Annotated in this window: 16 protein-coding genes; 8 read left to right on the top strand and 8 right to left on the bottom strand. The window is 66.2% G+C overall.

Annotated elements, in window-relative coordinates:
* Positions 1 to 134: 134 nt before the first annotated feature.
* Complete coding sequence (locus B5D62_RS03475) at positions 135 to 542, top strand: hypothetical protein (RefSeq protein WP_231714708.1); 408 nt, start codon at positions 135 to 137, stop codon at positions 540 to 542.
* Between the two features lie 72 nt (positions 543 to 614).
* Here B5D62_RS03475 and B5D62_RS03470 read toward each other — a convergent pair whose 3' ends face one another.
* From B5D62_RS03470 to epmA, 3 genes are read right to left on the bottom strand one after another with little or no spacing between them, the layout of a single operon-like run.
* Positions 615 to 1,055: a GNAT family N-acetyltransferase gene (locus B5D62_RS03470; RefSeq protein ID WP_085933506.1), complete on the bottom strand. Its 441-nt coding sequence runs from the start codon at positions 1,053 to 1,055 to the stop codon at positions 615 to 617.
* 35 nt (positions 1,056 to 1,090) lie between these two features.
* Positions 1,091 to 2,104, bottom strand: coding sequence for a hypothetical protein (locus B5D62_RS03465; RefSeq protein ID WP_085932405.1), 1,014 nt, complete (start codon positions 2,102 to 2,104; stop codon positions 1,091 to 1,093).
* 32 nt (positions 2,105 to 2,136) lie between these two features.
* Positions 2,137 to 3,135 (bottom strand): EF-P lysine aminoacylase EpmA, encoded by a 999-nt coding sequence (gene epmA / locus B5D62_RS03460; protein ID WP_231714707.1) that lies wholly within the window; start codon positions 3,133 to 3,135, stop codon positions 2,137 to 2,139.
* 44 nt (positions 3,136 to 3,179) lie between these two features.
* On the opposite strand from epmA, the gene B5D62_RS03455 reads away from it, so the two are divergent.
* The 5 genes from B5D62_RS03455 (at position 3,180) to B5D62_RS03435 (ending at position 8,067) form a co-directional block, all read left to right on the top strand.
* A complete protein-coding gene (locus B5D62_RS03455) occupies positions 3,180 to 3,530 on the top strand; it encodes an MmcQ/YjbR family DNA-binding protein (protein ID WP_085932403.1) in 351 nt (116 codons plus the stop codon).
* A gap of 255 nt (positions 3,531 to 3,785) precedes the next feature.
* The gene (efp, locus tag B5D62_RS03450) at positions 3,786 to 4,355 is read left to right on the top strand and encodes an elongation factor P (protein WP_085932402.1); all 570 of its coding nucleotides are present in this window, start codon (positions 3,786 to 3,788) and stop codon (positions 4,353 to 4,355) included.
* A 73-nt stretch (positions 4,356 to 4,428) separates the two neighbouring features.
* Positions 4,429 to 5,274, top strand: coding sequence for an inositol monophosphatase family protein (locus tag B5D62_RS03445; protein WP_085932401.1), 846 nt, complete (start codon positions 4,429 to 4,431; stop codon positions 5,272 to 5,274).
* Positions 5,275 to 5,556: 282 nt separating this feature from the next.
* On the top strand, positions 5,557 to 6,942 hold the full coding sequence (locus B5D62_RS03440; RefSeq protein WP_178097476.1) for a flagellar motor protein MotA: 1,386 nt from the start codon (positions 5,557 to 5,559) through the stop codon (positions 6,940 to 6,942).
* Positions 6,943 to 6,945: 3 nt separating this feature from the next.
* Positions 6,946 to 8,067, top strand: coding sequence for a peptidoglycan -binding protein (locus tag B5D62_RS03435; RefSeq protein ID WP_085932400.1), 1,122 nt, complete (start codon positions 6,946 to 6,948; stop codon positions 8,065 to 8,067).
* Between the two features lie 21 nt (positions 8,068 to 8,088).
* On the opposite strand, the gene B5D62_RS03430 is transcribed toward B5D62_RS03435, so the two are convergent.
* Both B5D62_RS03430 and B5D62_RS03425 read right to left on the bottom strand, forming a co-directional pair.
* Positions 8,089 to 9,081 carry an isopenicillin N synthase family dioxygenase gene (locus B5D62_RS03430; protein ID WP_085933505.1) on the bottom strand — a complete coding sequence of 331 codons (993 nt, stop codon included), beginning with the start codon at positions 9,079 to 9,081 and terminating at the stop codon, positions 8,089 to 8,091.
* Between the two features lie 62 nt (positions 9,082 to 9,143).
* On the bottom strand, positions 9,144 to 9,575 hold the full coding sequence (locus B5D62_RS03425) for a DUF1489 family protein (RefSeq protein WP_085932399.1): 432 nt from the start codon (positions 9,573 to 9,575) through the stop codon (positions 9,144 to 9,146).
* A gap of 127 nt (positions 9,576 to 9,702) precedes the next feature.
* Between B5D62_RS03425 and B5D62_RS03420 the strand changes: the two genes are divergently transcribed.
* Together B5D62_RS03420 and pbpC are read left to right on the top strand one after the other, a co-directional pair.
* Complete coding sequence (locus B5D62_RS03420) at positions 9,703 to 14,667, top strand: alpha-2-macroglobulin family protein (RefSeq protein WP_170920767.1); 4,965 nt, start codon at positions 9,703 to 9,705, stop codon at positions 14,665 to 14,667.
* Positions 14,668 to 14,683: 16 nt separating this feature from the next.
* Entirely contained in the window at positions 14,684 to 16,714 is a 2,031-nt protein-coding gene (pbpC, locus tag B5D62_RS03415; RefSeq protein WP_218190929.1) for a penicillin-binding protein 1C, read from the top strand.
* 1 nt (position 16,715) lies between these two features.
* Here pbpC and B5D62_RS03410 read toward each other — a convergent pair whose 3' ends face one another.
* From B5D62_RS03410 to B5D62_RS03400, 3 genes are all read right to left on the bottom strand, one after another.
* Complete coding sequence (locus B5D62_RS03410; RefSeq protein ID WP_085932396.1) at positions 16,716 to 17,306, bottom strand: LysE family translocator; 591 nt, start codon at positions 17,304 to 17,306, stop codon at positions 16,716 to 16,718.
* Positions 17,307 to 17,377: 71 nt separating this feature from the next.
* Complete coding sequence (locus B5D62_RS03405) at positions 17,378 to 18,283, bottom strand: hydroxymethylglutaryl-CoA lyase (RefSeq protein ID WP_085932395.1); 906 nt, start codon at positions 18,281 to 18,283, stop codon at positions 17,378 to 17,380.
* A gap of 27 nt (positions 18,284 to 18,310) precedes the next feature.
* The gene (locus B5D62_RS03400; protein ID WP_085932394.1) at positions 18,311 to 19,051 is read right to left on the bottom strand and encodes a sulfite exporter TauE/SafE family protein; all 741 of its coding nucleotides are present in this window, start codon (positions 19,049 to 19,051) and stop codon (positions 18,311 to 18,313) included.
* Positions 19,052 to 19,143 lie beyond the last annotated feature (92 nt).

Here is a 19,143-nt window from a genome sequence, read left to right as displayed (position 1 = left end):
GGATATCCCCAATGGCAAAGCAGACAGGTCTTGCTGTTGGGTGGAAATCCATCGCTCTCCGCATCCTTTCGAGTAGATCGACAGCAACAAGATAGGCTCGCGTGAGGTCCGGTTCAACGTCACGCTACGCTTGAATGGACGGCACGCGGCGATCAAACAGGGGCATTCGGGCGGAGAGTCGTGAAAGCGATATGAGACGAAAGTTGCTGAACCTGTCGGGCGTTACCAAGGTCGAACGGCATCAGGCCGTTACCGCTGCCTCCGAAGCCATCTCCGCCAGCGGCGGATGGATCATCGACCACACCTTGTTCTCGAACATCATGGCCACGATCCGCTTCGCTCTCCCCGTCGAGGAGCAGGAAGCGCTGAAAGAACGTCTGAAGGCTGGCGGAATAGGGCTGGAGGCCGATGCGTCGGGCGACTCGAAGCAGCAAGGCACCGACAGGTCGCTTCCTTCAGCCGAGATCGTAGGATCGCTGACCATAACCTTCATCCACAATGATCCCGACCTTCTGATCGAAGTTCCAGCCATTCCCGGTTGACGCCTCCAACTTCTCAGGGCGGGAATTCGCTCTCGATATCTGTGACGTATGTCCAGGAAGCCCACGAGAGACCTACAAAATGCGGAGGAGAACGCGTTCGCCGTTTGTCGTCGTCGCTCCCGTTTCGACAAATCCCCTCGACTGATAAAAATCGATCGGACCGCCGCAACCGAGAACAACGCTCGTCGTCAGTCGCCGATATCCGGTATCGCGGAGAAGATCGGTCAATTGAGCGATCGCCCGTTCCCCGTACCCTTTCCCCTGATGATTGCGGTCGATCATGAACCGCCAAAGATAGGCAGTTTCCGCTTCGTCAGCAGTCCTCCACATCACGAAGCCGACCGGGATTTCCTCTGCATATATCGCCCTGAAGATGGCGCGCGGCTCGAAGTAGGCCTGGGCAATGGATACGGCATTAGGAGCAACAAAGCGCTTCTGCTCCTGCGCGGTTTCCAGGGCGCAAATCGCTCGAACTGTCGCTGCAGTGACCTCGCGGAGGGTAACGACCGTCATCGCGTGAGCTTTCGCCTCCTCATTCCTGCCCGGCATCAGCGAACCGGGACCAGGATCAATTCGCCGGTTCCGCCCGGACCGGAGACGGGGGCGAATACGACTTTATAAGTATCGAAGATGGCCGCTCCACCGGGATTCACCCGCAGACCTCCCGAGATGTTGCGGCTGACGATCACTTTCCCGCCGAAGGGCGTCACGGTGGCGAAGCGCAGGATGCGCTGGCTGCCATAGCGGATCTCGAGCGTGCCGTCGCGGGTCGGCATGAAGCTCGGATCGTAGATGATGGCATTATGGCCACCGCCGGTATCGAAGACGGTCCCGAGCCGTTTGCGGACCGTACTGCCGCCGCGACTGAGGCTGACTTCGGTTCCCGCCACCTGCGCCTTGTTGTACCCCGGAATGAAACCGCCATTGCCGTTGGGCAGGCGCCGCCCGCTCGGGTCCATCGGCATGACGATCGCGCCGGGTGCCGTCCGCGCCGCCGCCAACAGGTCAGGCGTCAGGCCGAGGCTGAGGGTGCCGACATCGCCCCGCCGGCCAGCGATATCGATCACCCAGCCTGGCTCCAGACCGGCCGGCAGCGGGATCTGCGCCAGCACCGTAGCCAGCGATTCCTTGCCATAGAAGGAGGCGCCGAAATTGCCGTAGGTGCCGTTGCGCAGCGGCTCGCCCGCCGTCGGGTGGCCATTGATCGAGGCGATCGCGCCGATGTTGATGCTGCCGGTCGTGGCGAGGCGCTGGCCCTCGCGCGTGCCGAGAGCGATGCGCTCCCGGGCGACGTAATAGCGATAGCTGATACCGGAGGCGAAGGTCAGCGTGTTGGTCGGCGCGACGCCGGCGGCATCCAGCACGGTCATGAAGTAGGGAGCGCCGGTGTCGAACAGATAGGGCCGCAGCGGCCCGTCCCCGCGCGCCGCCCAGATGGTATGCCGGCTCGGTGAATAGGTATCGGCGTTGACGTAGATCGGCACGACGATCGATTGAGCCTGTGCTGCAGCCGGCGCCAGCAGCGCGAGTGCCAGCAGAAGGAAGCGACCGATCCGTCTCATCCACTGAACCACGAGCCTCGACCGCCTCGACTTCACCGCACTGGCAACCACAGCACGTCTTCGATGTGCGAGGCTCCGGTGACCAGCATCACGAGACGGTCGAAGCCCAGGGCGATACCGCTGCAATCGGGCAGGCCATGATCGAGCGCGGCGAGGAAATCGGGATCGACCGGCCAGCGCAGGCCGTACAGCCGCTCCTTCTCGTCCATGTCGGCCTGCAGCCGAGCGCGCTGGATCGCGGGATCGGTCAGTTCGCCGAAGGCGTTGGCGAGCTCGACACCGCAGACATAGAGCTCGAACCTTTCGGCAACACGCGGGTCTGATTGCTTGGCGCGCGCCAGCGCCGCCATGGAGATCGGGTATTCGCACAGGATCGTCGGCTGCCCCATGCCGAGCTTCCTCTCGATCCGGTCGAACATGACCCGGAAGAAGACGTCTTCCCAGGAATCGTCGGCATGCATGGCGATGCCCGACAGGCGCGACAGCTTGGCCGCATCACCGATGGTGGCGAACAGATCGACGCCGGCGTAGCGGTGAAAGGCCTCGGCGACCGTCAGCCGTTCTGGCGTCGCCTTCGGATCGCAGCTCTGCCCTTCCCACCGCAACTCGGGCACGCCGGTGAGCTTCAGCAAGGCGGCGCAATCCTCCATGATCGTCTCGTAGCCCGCCCCGGCACGATACCATTCGAGCATCGTGAATTCGGGATGATGCAGCGCCGATCCCTCGGCGTTACGGAAGACGCGGGCAAACTGGAAGATCCTGGGCAGGCCGCCGGCCAGCAGCTTCTTCATCGCGAACTCGGGCGAGCTGTGCAGCCAGCGCACCTGCTCCTCGGCGCCGTCGGGCGTCTCCCAGTCGGTCGCGAACCCCGCCAGATGCACCTCGGCCCCGGGAGCGACCTGCAGGATGGGCGTCTCCACTTCGAGGAAATCCTGCGCTAGGAACCAGTCGCGAATCGCGATCTGCAGGCGGCTGCGGGCCTGGAGGTGAGCCAGCCTGCGGCTGAGCTTGTCGGGACGCCACTCGTTCATGCCCGACCATCGCATGCGTGTGCGCCGACGTGTAGGGTGTCGCAATGACGCCGAAGCAGATCGACAGATTTTGCGCCACCTTGCCCGCCGTCACCCGAACGGTGCAGTGGGAAGGCGTCACCGTCTTCAAGGTCGGCGGCAAGATGTTCTGCCTCATCGCCCCGGAACGTCATTCCGTTGGTCGGCTGTGCTTCAAATGTCCGGAAGAGCACTACGAGGCGCTCAGCCGGTCCGAAGGCTTCCGTCCGGCGCCCTATCTCGCGCGCGCAAAGTGGGTGGCGCTGGACGATCCCCGCATCCTGAAACCGGCCGAGACCAAGGCCTATATCCGACGGGCCCACGCTGTCATCGCCGCCGCCCTGCCAAGGAAGAAGCGGATCGAACTGGGACTTTGATACTTCCTTGCCGCGGCGGCGGCGTTGGAGACCGGAATCGTCGTTGCCAGCGGCCTGGGCTTAGGATCAGGGCCATGCTGCCCCTCGACCGACCGTGCCGGATCGTTTTCCATTTTTCGGCCATTTATTTAATGGAATCGGCCCGTTGCGGGCCCCCTTGGGCTTTGTTACAAGCCGGCCGCCGGCCTCGTCCCGCGTCCAGCGGACGGGGCCGCATTCCATTTTCATCCGCCCACGGCAAGCTCCGGTAGTCCCATGAAAGTCCCCGTCAATTCCATCCGCGCCGGCAACGTCATCGACTACAATGGCAAGCTCTGGGTCGCGTCCAAGGTGCAGCACATCAGCCCCGGCAAGGGCGGCGCGTTCGTGGCCATCGAGGCCAAGGCGCTGCGCGAAGGCAACAAGCTGCAGGAACGCTTCCGCTCGGGCGAGATGATCGAGCAGGCCCATATCGACGAGCGCGAGTGCACGTACCTGTTCAAGGACGAAAACGGCTTCACCTTCATGGACAAGGAGAACTACGAGCAGCTCGTGGTGGGTAGCGACGTTCTCGATACCGACCAGTCGCGCTGGCTGCAGGACGGCATGGAAGTGCTCGTGTCATTGCACGAGGGCACTCCGGTCGGCGTCACCCTGCCCAAGAGCGTCGTGCTCGCGGTCGTCGAGGCCGACGCCGTCGTGAAGGGCCAGACCGCCTCCTCCTCCTACAAGCCGGCCATCGTCGAGGGCGGCATCCGTGTCATGGTGCCGCCGCATATCGGTGTCGGCACGCGTCTGGTGATCAACACCGAGGACGGCAGTTACATGGAACGCGCGAAGGATTGAGCCCGGTCGAATGGCCCTCCCCCCAGATCGTCCTCCCCGCGAACAACCCGTCGCCCGCGTCGGCCGCGCACCGATGACGGTCGGCCGCGACCGCCCCGGTCCGGCCGAACGCAAATCGCTTGCCCCCCGCTCGGCCACCATCACGGTGATGATCCGCGCCGTGTTCGCCGCCGCCAAGTCGCTCAAGCGCGATTTCGGCGAGGTCGAGCACCTGCAGGTGTCTGAGAAGGGACCGGGCGACTTCGTCAGCCGAGCCGACATCCAGGCCGAACGCACGCTGCGCCGCGAACTGGAGCGGACGCGGCCGGAGTATGGCTTTCTCGGCGAAGAAGGCGGAGAGACCAAGGGCGACGGCCGCAACCGCTGGATCGCCGATCCCCTCGACGGCACGACGAACTTCCTGCACGGCGTCCCGCATTTCGCGATCTCCCTCGGGTTGGAGCGCGACGGCGAGGTCATTGCCGGCGTCATCTATCAGCCGATTTCCGACGAGCTGTTCTGGGCCGAGAAAGGCAACGGCGCCTTCATCGACACGCCCAACGCGCGCTCGCGCCGGCTGCGCGTCTCCGGCCGCAAGGACCTGGCACGCGCCCTGGTGGCGACCGGCATTCCGAATATCGGCCGCGGCGGTGACCATCCTGCCTATTTGCGCAAGCTCGAAGCGGTGATGGCCAAGACCGCCGGCGTTCGTCGCTGGGGCTCGGCCGCCCTCGATCTCGCCTTCGTGGCCGCGGGCCGCTACGACGCCTACTTCGAGTACGGCCTCAAGCCCTGGGACGTCGCCGCCGGCATGCTGATGGTGCGCGAGGCGGGCGGCATGATGAACGACGCGGCCGGCAACGCCTACACGCTCACCAGCCCATCGTTGCTGGCGACCAATGCCGGGTTGCGCGACGCGATGGTCGAGACCCTCGCCTAGCCACGACGCGGCCCGCCAGGCTGCAGGCTCGGGGTCGGCAGATTGTGCCGGCCAGAAGGCACCCTTCGCCCCACTTCGGCCGCCGCGCGTTGTCATGTTGGTGCGGTTGAGCACGAGGCCGGCAACGGCTATGCTTTCTGAGGCGAAAAACCCCTTGAAAGGCAATCGGTTATGCCGAAGTCCTCGAACAAAGGCGGCATCCGGCACGCTTGCGATGGCCAGCGTTCCGACCATCCCGAGCTGGGGTCTTAGCCGTGCCCATTTCGCATGCCGGCCTCTGACATGAGCAATCCCTTCCCCTATCTCGTCCGGATGCTGCTGTTCCTCGTCGCGGTGGTGGGCCTTGCCTTCGCCCTGCGCGAGGACCTGATCCGGGTGTTCCTGCACACGCCCATGCTCGACGGCGTCATCGTCGCCGTGCTGTTGCTGGGTATCTTCTTCGTCTTCCGGCAAGTCGTCCTGCTCAGCCCCGAGGTGAAGTGGATCCGGCGGTACCAGCATCGCGAGGCCGACGCGGCGCCGCTGCCGACCGACTCGATCAACCTGCTGGCGCCGATGGCGGCCATGCTGGGCGAGCGGCAGGAGTTCCGCCTGTCGCCGACCACGGCGCGCGCCATGCTGGACGGCATCGCCACGCGCCTCGACGAACGTCGCGAACTGGCGCGCTACCTGATCGGCCTTCTGATCTTCCTCGGCCTGCTGGGCACGTTCTGGGGATTGCTGCAGACCATCGGCTCCGTCGCCGACGCCATCTCCGGCCTGCATGTGTCGGCGGGCGATCCGCTGCAGATGTTCTCGATGCTGCAATCAAGCATCGAGGGCCCGTTGAAGGGCATGGCGACCGCGTTCGGCGCGTCCTTGTTCGGCCTGTCGGGCTCACTAGTGCTGGGCTTCCTGGAACTGCAGGCCAGCCAGGCGCAGGGCCGCTTCCACACCGAGCTCGAGGAATGGCTGGCGCGGGCCACAAGCCTGTCGGGGCCGACATCCGCCAGCGAAGCACGCGCGAGCATTCCCGCCTATATCGAGGCCCTGCTCGAGCGTAACGCCGAAAGTGCGGATGGCTTGATCCGTGCCCTGCAGCGGGTCGAGGAAAGCCGGCAGTCGATGGTCTCGAGCTACGGCACGTTGGTCGAACGCCTGTCGTCGCTTGCGGACACCGTGCGCACGCAACAGACCTTGCTGGCGCGCTTCACCGAGCTCTCGATCGACCTGCGAGGAGCCGTCAACAAGCTGTCGGAGCGCACGAGCGCGGTCGAGGAGCAGTTGCCGCGCGCCCTGGAAGAAGGCGAGCGCCGCCAAGCGCGGGCGCTGGCCGAGTTGCAGGCCGCGGTCAGCCGATTGGTCGACCAGCCGGTGTCCGATCGCGATCTCGCGCAATCGAGGCGGATCGAGGAACGATTGGAACGCCAGGCCGACGAGGTTCGCGGTGCGTTGGCCAAGCTTGCCGAGCGACTGCCCGATATCGATCGCGACGCCGTGGCGGCGCACCAGCGCAACATCGAAGGCCATCTCGCCCGGCTGGTCGAGGAAGGCGCCCGTGATCGCGCGGCACTGGCCGACGAGCTACGCGGCGAGCTGCGCCTTCTGGCGCGGACGGTGGCCCTCACCCATCCGCCGGGCCAGCCGTTTGCGGCCATCCCGGGCGATCGCCGCGCCGGCGAGGACTGATCGATGGCGGCCATCTCCCGCCGTCGCTCTGGTGCCGCCGACTATACCTGGCCGGGCTATGTCGATGCGCTGACGACGCTCCTGATGGTGATGATCTTCCTCATCTCCGTCTTCAGCGTCGCGCAGTTCACGCTCTCGAATGCCGTTTCCAACCGCGACTCCGCGATCGATGCGCTGAACCGACAAGTGGGCACACTGGCCGACCAGCTTTCGTTCCAGAAGCGGTCGGCCGAGGCCCTGCAGCGCGATGTCGACAATCTCACCCTGCAGCTTGGCCAGCTGCGGGCCGAGCGCGACCGGCTCACCAACGACGTCGCGGCACAGCGTCAGGCCAACGCGGCGCTGCAGCAGTCGGCCAAGGCGGCCGAGGACAAGAACCTCGATCTCCAGAAGGAGTCCGAGCGCCAGAAGCTCGAAATGACCCGCCTCGCCGCCGCGCTGGCCGCCGCCAACGACGAAAAGGGCAAGCTGTTCTCCGACCTGAGTGACGAGCAAAAGCTGTCGGCCGAGCAGAAGGCCAACATCGTGCGGCTGGCGGCCGAGCTCGCCAGCGTGAAGGATGAGCTGGCGCGACTGAATGCGGCGCTCGATGCTGCCGACGCCAAAGCCAAGGACCAGCAGGCGCAGATCGTCGATCTCGGCCAGAAGCTCAATCGCGCGCTGGCCAGCAAGGTCGAGGAACTGGCGCGATATCGCTCAGAATTCTTCGGCAAGCTGCGCGAGGCACTGGCCGGCCAGCGCGACGTGCAGATCGTAGGCGACCGCTTCGTGTTCCAGTCCGAAGTGCTCTTCCCCTCCGGCTCGGCTCAGCTGCAGCCCGGCGGCGAGAAGCAACTGGCCAGCGTGGCGCAACGCCTGCTCGAGATCAGCGCCAAGATTCCCAAGGACATTCCCTGGGTGCTGCAGGTCGACGGCCACACCGACAAGAAGCCGATCAACACGACGGCCTTCCCCTCCAACTGGGAGCTGTCGGCGGCACGCGCCATCGCCGTCGTGAAGTTCCTGAACAAGCAGGGCATCCCATTCGACCATCTGGTCGCCGCGGGCTATGGCGAGTTCCAGCCCCTGTCGGCGACCGACACGGCGCGCAACCGGCGCATCGAGCTCAAGCTCACCAACCGCTGATCCCGCCCCGGCGATCGACCGTCAGTAGGTCGCGTAGTTGGCGTTGATGCGCCAGGTCAGATAATCCTCGGCGGTCATCGGCGCGTACTTCCTGCCTGGCCCCTCGATCACCGCATCGCGGTTAGCCTGGCAGAAGAATGCCAGGCTGTAGCGTGAGCCCTGGTACTCGTCCGGTCCTGGCGTCTTCACGCGGTGGAAGGTCGATTGCAGCTGGTCGTCGCTCCAACGCATCAGCATGTCGCCGATGTTGCAGGTGATGACGCCTTCGACCGGATCGACCGGCGTCCACAACCGCGCCTCGCGATCCTTGCCCGGACAGACCTGCAACCCGCCCTGGCCCGGCTGCTGGAACAGGAGCGTGAGGCAGTCGAAGTCCGTGTGGGCTCCAGCGCGCCACAGATCGAGACTTTGGCGCTGCGCCGGATCGATCGCGAAGTAATGCAGGAGACGCAGCGTGCTCTGGTAAGTGGGCGCCGCAGGATCGTGGGCGTGCGTGAAGAACGCGCTGGGAAAACCCAGCCGATCGGCAAAGCAGGAAAGGATCTTCATGCCGACCGCCCAGGCCTCCGCCTCGAAGGCCAGCATGGTCGTCCTGAAGGTCGGCAGGAGCTGCGGCGCCGGCCACAAGGCGAGCGGCTCCATGTGCGGCCGTGTGATCTGATACGACTCCTTCTGGTCGGCCGTACCGGTGGAGGGCCGCACCTGCGCCCGGCATTCCCAGCCGGCATTCAGCTTCTTGACCAGCGGGTGTCTGGCCTTCTCCGAGTCGGGCAGAGCGAAGAATGCCTCGGTCTCGGCAAAGGCGCGGCGGATGTGATCGATCGGGATTCCGTGGTTCACCACCTGGAAGAAGCCGATGTCGGTCGAAGCAGCCCACAGCGCCTCGGTGATCTCCGCCTTGCGACGGTCGAAGTCACCGAGATCGATTCGCGGGATCGGGCGGTCGTGGGTCTCCGTCCCCAAGGTGCCCATGTGGGCTTCCTTGCCGATCTCGTCCGCCGTCCTGGTGGTCATCATTCCCTCCGCGCAAGCCGTCATCGCTCCGTCAAGCAAGCCGCAGGCCAGCGTCTGCCCTCCTACAGCAGCCCGAGTCGCTTCAGTTCCGCTGCCATTTCCGGTGGCATGTCGCCGGAATCGCCTTCGGCCAGATCGGGCGGCGCGTTCTTCGGCTCCAGATAGCGCCAGCCCTGGAACGCCTTGCAGGCCTGAGGCGCGGTCGGGATCAGCGTCCGCTTGACTTTGATCCGACAGTATTTGTGGGCTTCTTCCTTGTCGAAGTCCTCGTCGAAGCCGACCAGTTCCTGACGGCAGCGGATGACGCCGCGCACGACCCAGTAGAGCGATCCGCCTGGCAGCAGCTCCTCGACGCGGCGCGGCGTGTTGCGCGTATATACCCAATGCGGCGAACGCGGTCCCTGCCGGCGCTGCTTCCTTCGCTCGCTCTGAAGTTTCTTCATATGGGCGAGCGAGTCGACGCCGACCGCGAGCTTGATCAGATGAAGCGTCATGCGCCTGATTAGCAGGCGTGTCGCCACGGCCACAGCGGGAGTTTATTCACAGCGGCCTTGCTCCCCTCTACAGTCTCTCCACATTTCGGTCGTAGAGTTCGAACGATACTCGCGGGGGAGGCTGTCCATGTCTCGATCGACGCTGGCCGCTTTGGTCGTGGCCCTCATGCTGGGCTCAGGCATTGCTGGCTACCTGGTCGGAAAACCTCACGAGTCGGTCGAACACATAGCGCCTCCGCCGCCGACAACGGCATCGACGCCGCCGAAGACACAGACGCCATCGGCGCCGCCGGCCTCAACCCAGGCGAACAGCAACGCCACCGCGCCTGTCGCCCTGCCGAAGCCGGCTGCAGCGCCAACCGATCCGTTCGCCTACAGACGGACTAGCATCGATGGTTCCCAGGCCGAAGGCGAGGCCTGCCTGTACTTCAACAAGTCCCTCGCCGGCGACGGCTCCGTCAAATACCAGGACTATGTGCGCATCGCGCCGGACGTGAAGACGGCGTTCCATGTCGTCGACGACAAGCTGTGCATCGGCGGCCTCGCCTATGGGCAGGACTATTCCGTGCGGCTGCTCGCGGGCCTCGCAAGCAAGGACGGGTCCAAGCTCGATGCCGACCAGACGGTCGATATCTCCCTCGGCGCGCGTCCGGCCGTCGTGTCGTTGCCGGGCAAGGGCTTCATCCTGCCGCGCAATGCCGCCGTCGGACTGCCGGTAACGACGGTCAACGTCGCCAAGGTCGGTATCGCCGTCTACCGCGTCAATGAACGCGGTCTCGATCGCTTCATCTCGGACTACAACGAATCGGAGTTCCCCGGCGGCAAGCCGCAGACCGAGTCCTGGTCCTTGCGCTCGTGGCTCAGCGGATACAATGGCAGCCTGCAATGGCGCGGCACTATGGAGGTGCGCAACGTCCTCAATCAGGCGTCGGTCACCGCCTTCCCGATTCGCGAAACCATCAAGGACTGGAAGCCCGGTGCCTATTTCGTCGTGGTCTGGAACGCCGCCAAACCGCCGGGCAAGGGCGACGACGAGGATGTCGAAATGCCCGACGGCGGCATGGCCGGCATGTGGGTGGTCGACACCGATATCGGCATCACCAGCTTCACGGGCCGCGATGGCCTGAACGTCTTCGCCCGTTCGCTGCAGGACGCCACGCCGCTCGCCGGCCTCGATGTCACGCTGCTGTCGCGCGGCAACGAGCCGCTCGGCAAGGCGATCACGGCGGCCGATGGGCGCGCCAGCTTCCCGGCCAGCCTTCTGCAGGGGCGCGGCGCCACCGAAGCGGTCGCCGTCATGGTCACCGATTCGGCCAAGCAGGAATTCTCGCGTCTCGAGCTCACCAAGTCGGCCTTCGATCTTTCCGATCGCGGCATCGACGGTCGTGCCCAACCCGGGCCGGTCGATGCCTTCCTCTATACCGAGCGCGGCGTCTACCGGCCCGGCGAGACTGTCCAGCTGATGGCCATGCTGCGCGACGATGCCGCCAACGCGCTCAAGGACCTGCCGGTAACCCTGACCGTGAAGCGACCGGATGGGACGGAGTTCACCAAGTACACGCTGGCACTCGGCGCTTCGGGGGCGCTGTATCAGCCGATCGCGCTGCCGAAGTCCTCACGCCGGGGCCGGTGGTCGGTCACGGCGAAGATCGACCCCAAGGCTCCCCCAGTCGGTCGCGTCGAATTCTCGGTCGAGGATTTCGTGCCGGAGAAGCTCAAGGTCGAGCTGACACCGGACGCGCCGATGCTGCGCACGAACAAGATGAACACGCTCGCGATCTCCGCCGACTTCCTCTACGGCGCGCCTGCCGCAGGCCTGACGGTGGAAAGCGATCTGCGCGTGACGGTGGATGAGCAGCCCTTCCCCGCCTTCGCCAGCTACACGTTCGGTCTCGAGAACGCGAAGGACAAGTTCAATGCCCCGCTGATCACGCTCAACCCGCCCGACACCGACAACGCCGGCAAGTCGAAGCTCGAATGGTCCGGCGAAAAGGTCCCGGACACGGCCCTGCCCCTCAAGGCCCAGATCGAGGTGCGTGTCTTCGAACCCGGCAACGGGCGGGCGACCAAGACGGACAAGACGCTGCCCCTGCGCACCCGGGACGCCTATATCGGCATCCGTCCGACCTTCGACGGCCGCTATGCCGCCGAGGGCGCCGATACCGACTTCGACCTGATCGCCGTGGACGCCGACGGCAAGCAGATCGCGCGGCCGTCGGTCGACTACAAGATCGAGCGCATCACCTATTCCTACCAATGGTACCTGAGTGATGGCCGCTGGCGTTGGCAGAGCGTGACCAACGACCGTATCGTCGCCGCCGATACGCTGGCCTTCAGTGCCGACAAGCCCACGCGCCTGTCCAAGCGCCTGACCTGGGGGCCCTACAAGCTGACCGTCACCGATCGCGACACCAAGGCCGCGACCAGCACGAGCTTCTATGTCGGCTGGTATGGCGGTGAAGGCAGCGAGGATGCACCCGACACGCTGAAGGTCGCCACCGACCGCAAGAACTACAAGTCGGGGGACACGGCGAAGGTTCGCCTGGAGCCGCCCTTCGCCGGCGATGCGCTGGTGGCGATCGCCACCGATCGCGTCCTCGAGACGTTCACGGTGAAAGTTGCGCCTGGTGGCACGACCGTCGACGTGCCGGTGAAGGCCGAATGGGGCGCGGGCGCCTACGCGCTCGTCACCGCCTGGCGGCCGTTGTCAGCGCCTGCCGACCGCACCCCCACGCGGGCCATCGGCGCGGTCTGGCTGGGCATCGACCCCGCGCCGCGTACCCTCGCCGTCCAGATGGCGGCGCCGGAGAAGGTCACGCCGCGCCAGAAGATCGAGGTTCCGATCCATGTCGCCAACGCCAGCGGGGCCGACGCCTTCGTCACGCTGGCGGCAGTGGATGAAGGCATCCTGCAGCTCACCCGCTATCGCACTCCCAACCCAGCCGACTTCTATTTCGGCAAGAGGCGGTTGGGCCTCGATGTGCGCGACGATTACGGTCGACTGCTGGATACGCGGGCCGACGATCTTGGCCGCATCCGCTCCGGCGGCGACACCGGCGACATAGGCGGTCTCGACGTCGTGCCGACCCGGACGGTCGCGCTGTTCAGCGGACCGGTGAAGCTCGACGACAAGGGTGAAGCCAAGATCGCCCTCGATATCCCCGATTTCGTCGGACAGCTCCGCTTGATGGCGGTCGCTTACGACAAGGACAAGGTGGGCTCCGGCGACGCCAAGCTGATCGTGCGCGACCCCGTGACCGCCGATCTGGTCCTGCCGCGTTTCCTGGCGCCGGGCGATCAGGGCCGCATGGCCCTGTCGCTGCACAACGTCGAAGGGGCCTCGGGCGACTACAAGGTCGCCGTCGAGGCGACCGGCGCCGTCTCCCTGCAGCAGTCAGTGGCGGAGACCCGCCATCTCGACGCCAACCAACGTGACCTCATGGCGTGGCCCCTGCGCGCCGGTGATGTCGGATTCGGCAAGGTCACTGTCGCTGTCTCGGGACCGAACGGCTTTTCGGTCCGCCACGAATGGGACATCCAGGTCCGCGCCGCCCAGACTCCGAGTGCCGTTGACACCGTGACGCGCCTCGACCCGTCGAAGGAGCTGACCGTCGACCGCGAAGTGACCTCCGGCTTCACCGCCGGCACGCCGGTGGTGAGCGTGGCGCTGTCGCGCGTGCCCGGCATCGACGTGGCCGCGCTGCTGCGCGCGCTCGACAAGTACCCCTATGGCTGCATCGAGCAGACTACCAGCCGCGCGCTGCCATTGCTTTACTACAACGACGTCGCGCTGCTGGGTTATGGCCCGGCCGATCCCAAGATCACCGATCGCGTGCAGGACGCGGTCTATCGCATCGCCGACATGCAGATGACCGACGGTTCCTTCGGCATGTGGGGGCCGTTCTCCACGCCGGCCGCGGAGTGGCTGCAGGCCTATGCGCTCGACTTCCTGGTCCGCGCCCGCGATCACCAGATGGCGGTGCCGGCGGCGTCGCTGCAGCGCGGCCTGACCTGGCTCAACCGCACGGTCGACAAGCTGTCGCCCAATGCGCAGGCCTATGGCTGGTACGTGCTGGCCAAAGCCGGCCTCGCCGATCCCGGTCGTGTGCGTTACTTCCAGGATACGCAAGGCAAGGACCTGCGCGGTGGGTTGGCCTGGGTACAGTTGGCGGCGGCCCTCAATCTCGTCGGCGAACCGGGTCGCGCCCGGCTCGCCTTCAGCATGGCGCAGAGCCACCTCGATGATCGCGATCCGCACGACTATTACGGCTCGGCCCTGCGCGACCGCGCGGCGTTGCTGGCGCTCGCGACCGAAGCGGCCGGCCGGGACGGGCTCGCCGCCGTCGTCGGTTCAGTGCGAGATCGGCTGACCGCGCGCGTCGAGGATACGACGACCCAGGAGCAAGCCTGGCTGGTGCTGGCGGCCAAGGCCGTCGGCGGCAGCGGCGAGCTGGCCTACTCGGTCGATGGCGAAGCCAAGCGCTCCTCCACCGATCCGGTCGTCATCAACCCGGACGCCGCGTCTCTCGCCAAGGGCGTTCATATCAAGAACGACAGCGACAAGCCGATCTGGCTGCAGGTCACGGCCCGCGGCGTGCCGAAGGATCCGCAACCCGCCGCGACCCAGGGGCTGAGCATCGAACGAACGTACTACACGCTCGACGGTCAGCCCGCCGACCTGTCGAAGCTCCGACAGAACGATCGCGTGGTCGTGTCGCTCTCGGGACGCGACATCGAGGGCGGCTATCACGAGGTGGCCCTGCTCGACCTGCTGCCGGCCGGACTCGAGATCGAGTCGGTGGTGAACGAGGATACGGCCAAGGCATTCCCGTTCCTGCCGGCGCTTGGCGCCACGCGCATCACAGAGGCTCGCGACGACCGCTTCTTCGCCGCTTTCAATCTCGGCACGCGTCCCTACAGCGTCTGGTGGGACGAGGAGGCACAGAACGGCTACACCTTCCACGTCGCCTATATCGCCCGCGCCGTGACCGCCGGCAGCTTTGCCCTACCGGCCGCTCAGGTGTCGGACATGTATGCGCCGCGCATTTATGGCCGCACGGACATGGGCCGCGTGACCATCGCTCCGCGATGAGGCAATGGGACCAACCGTGAAGCGACTCGTCGTCAGCGCGGCTCTTGCGATTGCCGTTCTGACGACGGTGGCCCTCGCGCTCGACCGGCTGTTTCCGCCTGATCTCTCCCGCTATCAGGCGCGCTCTACCGAGATCGTCGATGCCAATGGCCGCCTGTTGCGTGCCTTCACGACCACCGATGGCAAGTGGCGTCTGGGCACGACGATCGAGGATGTCGATCCGCTTTATCTTGCGCTGCTCAAGATCTACGAAGACCGGCGCTTCGATTCACACTGGGGCGTCGACCCGCTTGCAGCAACGCGTGCGGCAGGCCAATGGCTGTTCCGCGGCCACATCGTCTCGGGCGCCTCCACCCTGTCCATGCAGGCCGCCCGTCTCCTGGAGCCGCGCCGGCGCAGCCTCGTGAGCAAGATGATCCAGTCGGCACGCGCCCTGCAACTCGAATGGCGCTATTCGAAACAGGACATCCTCGCGATCTACCTGACGCTCGCCCCCATGGGCGGCAATCTCGAGGGCGTGCGTGCCGCCTCCCTCGCCTATTTCGGCAAGGAGCCGAAGCAGCTCAGCGCGGCGCAGGCCGCCCTCCTGGTCGCGATCCCCCAATCGCCGGAACGGCGACGGCCCGACCGCACCCATAGAGGAGCGGAGATGGGTCGCGACCGCGTTCTGGAGCGTGGTCTCGAGCATGGCGTGATCGACCGCGCGCTCTTCCAGCGTGCCGAAAGCGAGGCCGTGCCGTATCGCCGCCTCGCCCTGCCGATGAACGCCCCGCATCTGGCGGCGTGGCTCGCGGCCCAGTCACCGGGTCAGGTCGTGCCGACGACGTTGCGCCTCGGCTTGCAATCCAGTCTTGCCGATCTCCTGCGCGATGAGCGCGGCCAGATGGCCGACAAGCCGGACATCGCTCTGGTCGCGATCGACAATCGAACCGGCGGAGTCGTGGCCTGGGTGAGCGGCTCGGATTACTTCGGCCGCGCCGGACAGGTCGATCTGGTGCGGGCTCATCGCTCCCCGGGCTCGGCGCTGAAGCCGCTGATCTACGCCCTCGCCTTCGATGACCGCACGCTGCATCCCGAGTCGCTGGTCGAGGATGTGCCGGTGCGCTTCAAGGACTGGCTGCCGCGCAACTTCGATCGTGGTCATCAGGGCATGGTGACAGCACGACGGGCTCTGCAGCAGTCGCTGAACGTCCCGGCCGTCCTGGCGCTGGAGCGCGTCGGGCCACAGCGCTTCCTGGCGACCTTGCGCGCGGCAGGAGCCGCGCCGGTCCTACCACCCAGCGACAATGGTGCATCCCTTGGCATGGCGCTCGGCAGCGCCTCCGTCTCGCCCCTGGAACTGGCCGGCCTCTATTCCGGGCTGGCGAACGGTGGCCTGTTCGCTCCCCCGCAAATACGCCGCGATCGGCCACGGCCGACACCGGTCCGGCTGGTCGGGCCAGCGGCCGCCTGGTACGTCGCAGACGTCTTGGCCGATGCGCCCTTGCCCGAAGGATTCGCGTCGCTGCCGGTTGCGCTGCGCGAGCGCCGCATCGCCTTCAAGACCGGCACGTCGGCGGGCTTCAAGGATGCCTGGGCCGCCGCCTTCAGTACCAACTGGACCGTCGTGGTGTGGGTCGGCCATGCCGATGGCACGACGCGACCGGGAGAACTGGGGCGTGCGGCCGCCCTGCCGATCGTCCTCAAGGCCTTCGACCGGCTTCCGGCCGAGGACAATCGCGCCGCTCCGCCGCCCTCCGATGTGCTGCGCGTTGCGAACTGGCGCGACTTGCCGCCACGCATGCGCGTTCTTGCTCCGGTGGCCGACATGGCGGGCGGCCCGCGCATTGCCTATCCGCCCGCCGATGCCCGGCTCGAATTGCGCCCGCATGAGGCGATATCGCTGGCCGCGCTTGGCGGCGACGGCCGGCTGCGCTGGTTGATCGATGGCCGGCCGCTCGACGGCACCAGATGGACGCCCGATGCCTCCGGCCAGGCCCGAGTGGCTGTCGTCGATGAGGCCGGCCGCTCCAGCGCCGTCACCGTGCAGATCGTGCGGCGACCTTAGTTCAGAGCATGGCAACGGCAACCGATGCCAGCAGCAGCAACGCGAACAGGATGTTGACGATGCGGTTGCTGCGTGGCTCGCGGAAGAACCGCGTCAGGGCCGTGCCCGACAGCAGCCACAGGACATTCACGGCAGTGATGACAATGGTCAGCACCGCGATCTTGAGCCCGACGTCGACGGCCAGTCGCTCCCGCACCAGCACAAAGCTCGAGAACAGGGCCGCCATGGCGGCGTATCCCTTGGGATTGATCAACGACAGGCCGAGACCGCCCAGGAAAGTCGGCGGCCGTCCAGGTGAGCTCCCCTCCACCAGAGGCGGCGCCGAGGCGATGCGATAGGCGAGCCACAGGAAATAGATCGCCGCCGCGACGGTCACGACGGATGTCATGCCGGGCAGCGCCAGCAACAGGCCGACGAGACCGCCGGCGGTGATGGCCATCACGGCCACCATGCCGAGCACGATGCCGACGAGATAGCCACGCGTCTGATGCGCCCCGAACGCGGCGCTGGCCGCCGCCAGGCTAAGCGTTGCCGGACCGGGGCTGCCCGCGAGCGCCACCGCCGCCAGAAGAAATCCCGACAGGCCTTCCATGCCCGCGATGTGACAGGCGCGGGCCTCGGCGTCTTGAACGATCGTGCGCGGCGATGCCGTCAGACGCGGTGTCAGGCCGCCTTTGCCTTCAGCGCCTGCGCCACCTTCGACGCCGGCTCGCGGCCGAGTTCGGCGCAGATCGCGCGGCCCGCTCTGGCCACGGCGTCGATATCGACACCATGGTCGATACCCAGGCCGTTCAGCAGATAGAGAACATCCTCCGTGCCGACATTGCCGGAGGCGCCCTTGGCATAGGGGCAGCCGCCGAGACCGGCTACGGAAGTATCGAATACGGCGATGCCCCGTTCCATGACCGCCATGATGTTGGCGAGCGACTGGCCGTACGTGTCGTGGAAGTGCGCGGCCAGCTTTTCACGCGGCACCCGGGCCGCCACCGCGTCGATCATCGTCACGCATTCGGCGGGCGTCCCGACGCCGGTCGTGTCGCCGAGCGAGACCTCGTAGCACCCCATGCGGAACAGCCGCTCGGATACCTCGGCCACCTTCGCCGGCGCCACCTTGCCATCATAGGGGCAGGCAATGACGGTCGACACATAGCCCCGCACCTTCATGCCGTGCTTTTGCGCCGCCTCCAGCACGGGAGCGAAACGCTCGAAGCTTTCGTCGATGGAGCAGTTCGTGTTCTTGCGGCAGAAGGCCTCCGAGGCCGCCGTGAAGATGGCGATCTCCTCGCAGTGTGCTTCGACAGCGCCGTTCATGCCCTGCTTGTTGGGCACCAGCACCGGATAGCCGACACCGGGCTTGCGTTTGATCTCGGCCATGACGCGATCGGTGTTGGCCATCTGCGGCACCCACTTGGGCGAGACGAAACTTCCGGCTTCCACCGCGCTGTGGCCGGCGGCGGTCAAGGCGTCAATCAAGGCCACCTTGGCCTCGACGGATACCGGCTTGGCTTCGTTCTGCAGGCCGTCGCGCGGCCCGACTTCGACCAGGCGCACCTTCTTCGGATAGTTCATTCCTGTCTCCTGAGGGATGGGCGCATTCTATGCCAATCCGCGCACCGCCAGGTACAGTCCGAGCAGGAGCAGGCCGAGAAAGAATACAGTGCGAAACAGCGGTCCTGAGATGCGCCGCCGCAACGCCTGCCCCGCCTGCATGCCGGCAAGGGCGGGAACGAGCGCCAGGAGGGACATCCAGAGCGAGCCCGCGTGCCAGGCATCCACCCGCAACAGGCCCAGCGCCAGCGCGATCGTCGATACGGTGAAGGACAGGCCCAGCGCCTGGATCAGGTCGTCCTTCTCGAGGCCGATCGCCTGCAGGTACGGCACGGCCGGCAGCACGAACACGCCGGTTGCGCCCGTCACCACCCCGGTCGTCACGCCCATCAGCGGTGCCAGCCACCCTTCGTGTCGTGCCGTGACGTGCAGCTTGAGACCTGCCAGGCCGGTCACGGCGTAGAGCAGCAGGGCGATGCCGAGCCCGACGCTGGCCAGGCCGGCCGTATCGGCTGCCAGAATTCCCGCGCCAGAGACTGTCCCGACCAGGACACCTGCCATCATCGGCCAGAGCCGCCGCGCCAGGGCGGCGAAACTGGGGCCGGCCATCAGCTGCCAGACGTTGGTGACGAAAGAGGGCACGACCAGCAGGGTGGCTGCCTCGGCCGGTGGCAAGGTGAGAGCGAGCAGCCCCATGGCAACGGTCGGCAATCCCATGCCGATCACGCCCTTTATCAGCCCGGCCAGGACAAAGGTCACGGCCACAAGGATCACGAAGTTCGTGTTCATGCGCGCACCATCGACGGCAGGCCCAGGCACCACAATGCGGAAGGTCTGAACTCAGCCTTCGGCCAGTCCGAAGGCTGGGCTATGCTTCGGAC

Source organism: Enhydrobacter aerosaccus (genome assembly GCF_900167455.1).
GTDB classification, from domain to species: Bacteria; Pseudomonadota; Alphaproteobacteria; order Reyranellales; family Reyranellaceae; genus Reyranella; species Reyranella aerosaccus.
This window is presented reverse-complemented; position numbering and strand designations above follow the sequence as displayed.

Bases quoted from the DNA above. Each gene is read 5' to 3' on its own strand.
- B5D62_RS03420 (WP_170920767.1), top strand. From the start codon at position 9,703: ATGTCTCGATCGACGCTGGCCGCTTTGGTCGTGGCCCTCATGCTGGGC.
- efp (WP_085932402.1), top strand. From the start codon at position 3,786: ATGAAAGTCCCCGTCAATTCCATCCGCGCCGGCAACGTCATCGACTAC.
- B5D62_RS03465 (WP_085932405.1), bottom strand. From the start codon at position 2,104: ATGAGACGGATCGGTCGCTTCCTTCTGCTGGCACTCGCGCTGCTGGCG.
- B5D62_RS03400 (WP_085932394.1), bottom strand. From the start codon at position 19,051: ATGAACACGAACTTCGTGATCCTTGTGGCCGTGACCTTTGTCCTGGCC.
- epmA (WP_231714707.1), bottom strand. From the start codon at position 3,135: ATGAACGAGTGGCGTCCCGACAAGCTCAGCCGCAGGCTGGCTCACCTC.
- B5D62_RS03405 (WP_085932395.1), bottom strand. From the start codon at position 18,283: ATGAACTATCCGAAGAAGGTGCGCCTGGTCGAAGTCGGGCCGCGCGAC.
- B5D62_RS03445 (WP_085932401.1), top strand. From the start codon at position 4,429: ATGACGGTCGGCCGCGACCGCCCCGGTCCGGCCGAACGCAAATCGCTT.
- B5D62_RS03430 (WP_085933505.1), bottom strand. From the start codon at position 9,081: ATGACCACCAGGACGGCGGACGAGATCGGCAAGGAAGCCCACATGGGC.
- B5D62_RS03470 (WP_085933506.1), bottom strand. From the start codon at position 1,055: ATGACGGTCGTTACCCTCCGCGAGGTCACTGCAGCGACAGTTCGAGCG.
- B5D62_RS03440 (WP_178097476.1), top strand. From the start codon at position 5,557: ATGAGCAATCCCTTCCCCTATCTCGTCCGGATGCTGCTGTTCCTCGTC.
- B5D62_RS03425 (WP_085932399.1), bottom strand. From the start codon at position 9,575: ATGACGCTTCATCTGATCAAGCTCGCGGTCGGCGTCGACTCGCTCGCC.
- B5D62_RS03455 (WP_085932403.1), top strand. From the start codon at position 3,180: ATGACGCCGAAGCAGATCGACAGATTTTGCGCCACCTTGCCCGCCGTC.
- B5D62_RS03410 (WP_085932396.1), bottom strand. From the start codon at position 17,306: ATGGAAGGCCTGTCGGGATTTCTTCTGGCGGCGGTGGCGCTCGCGGGC.
- B5D62_RS03475 (WP_231714708.1), top strand. From the start codon at position 135: ATGGACGGCACGCGGCGATCAAACAGGGGCATTCGGGCGGAGAGTCGT.
- B5D62_RS03435 (WP_085932400.1), top strand. From the start codon at position 6,946: ATGGCGGCCATCTCCCGCCGTCGCTCTGGTGCCGCCGACTATACCTGG.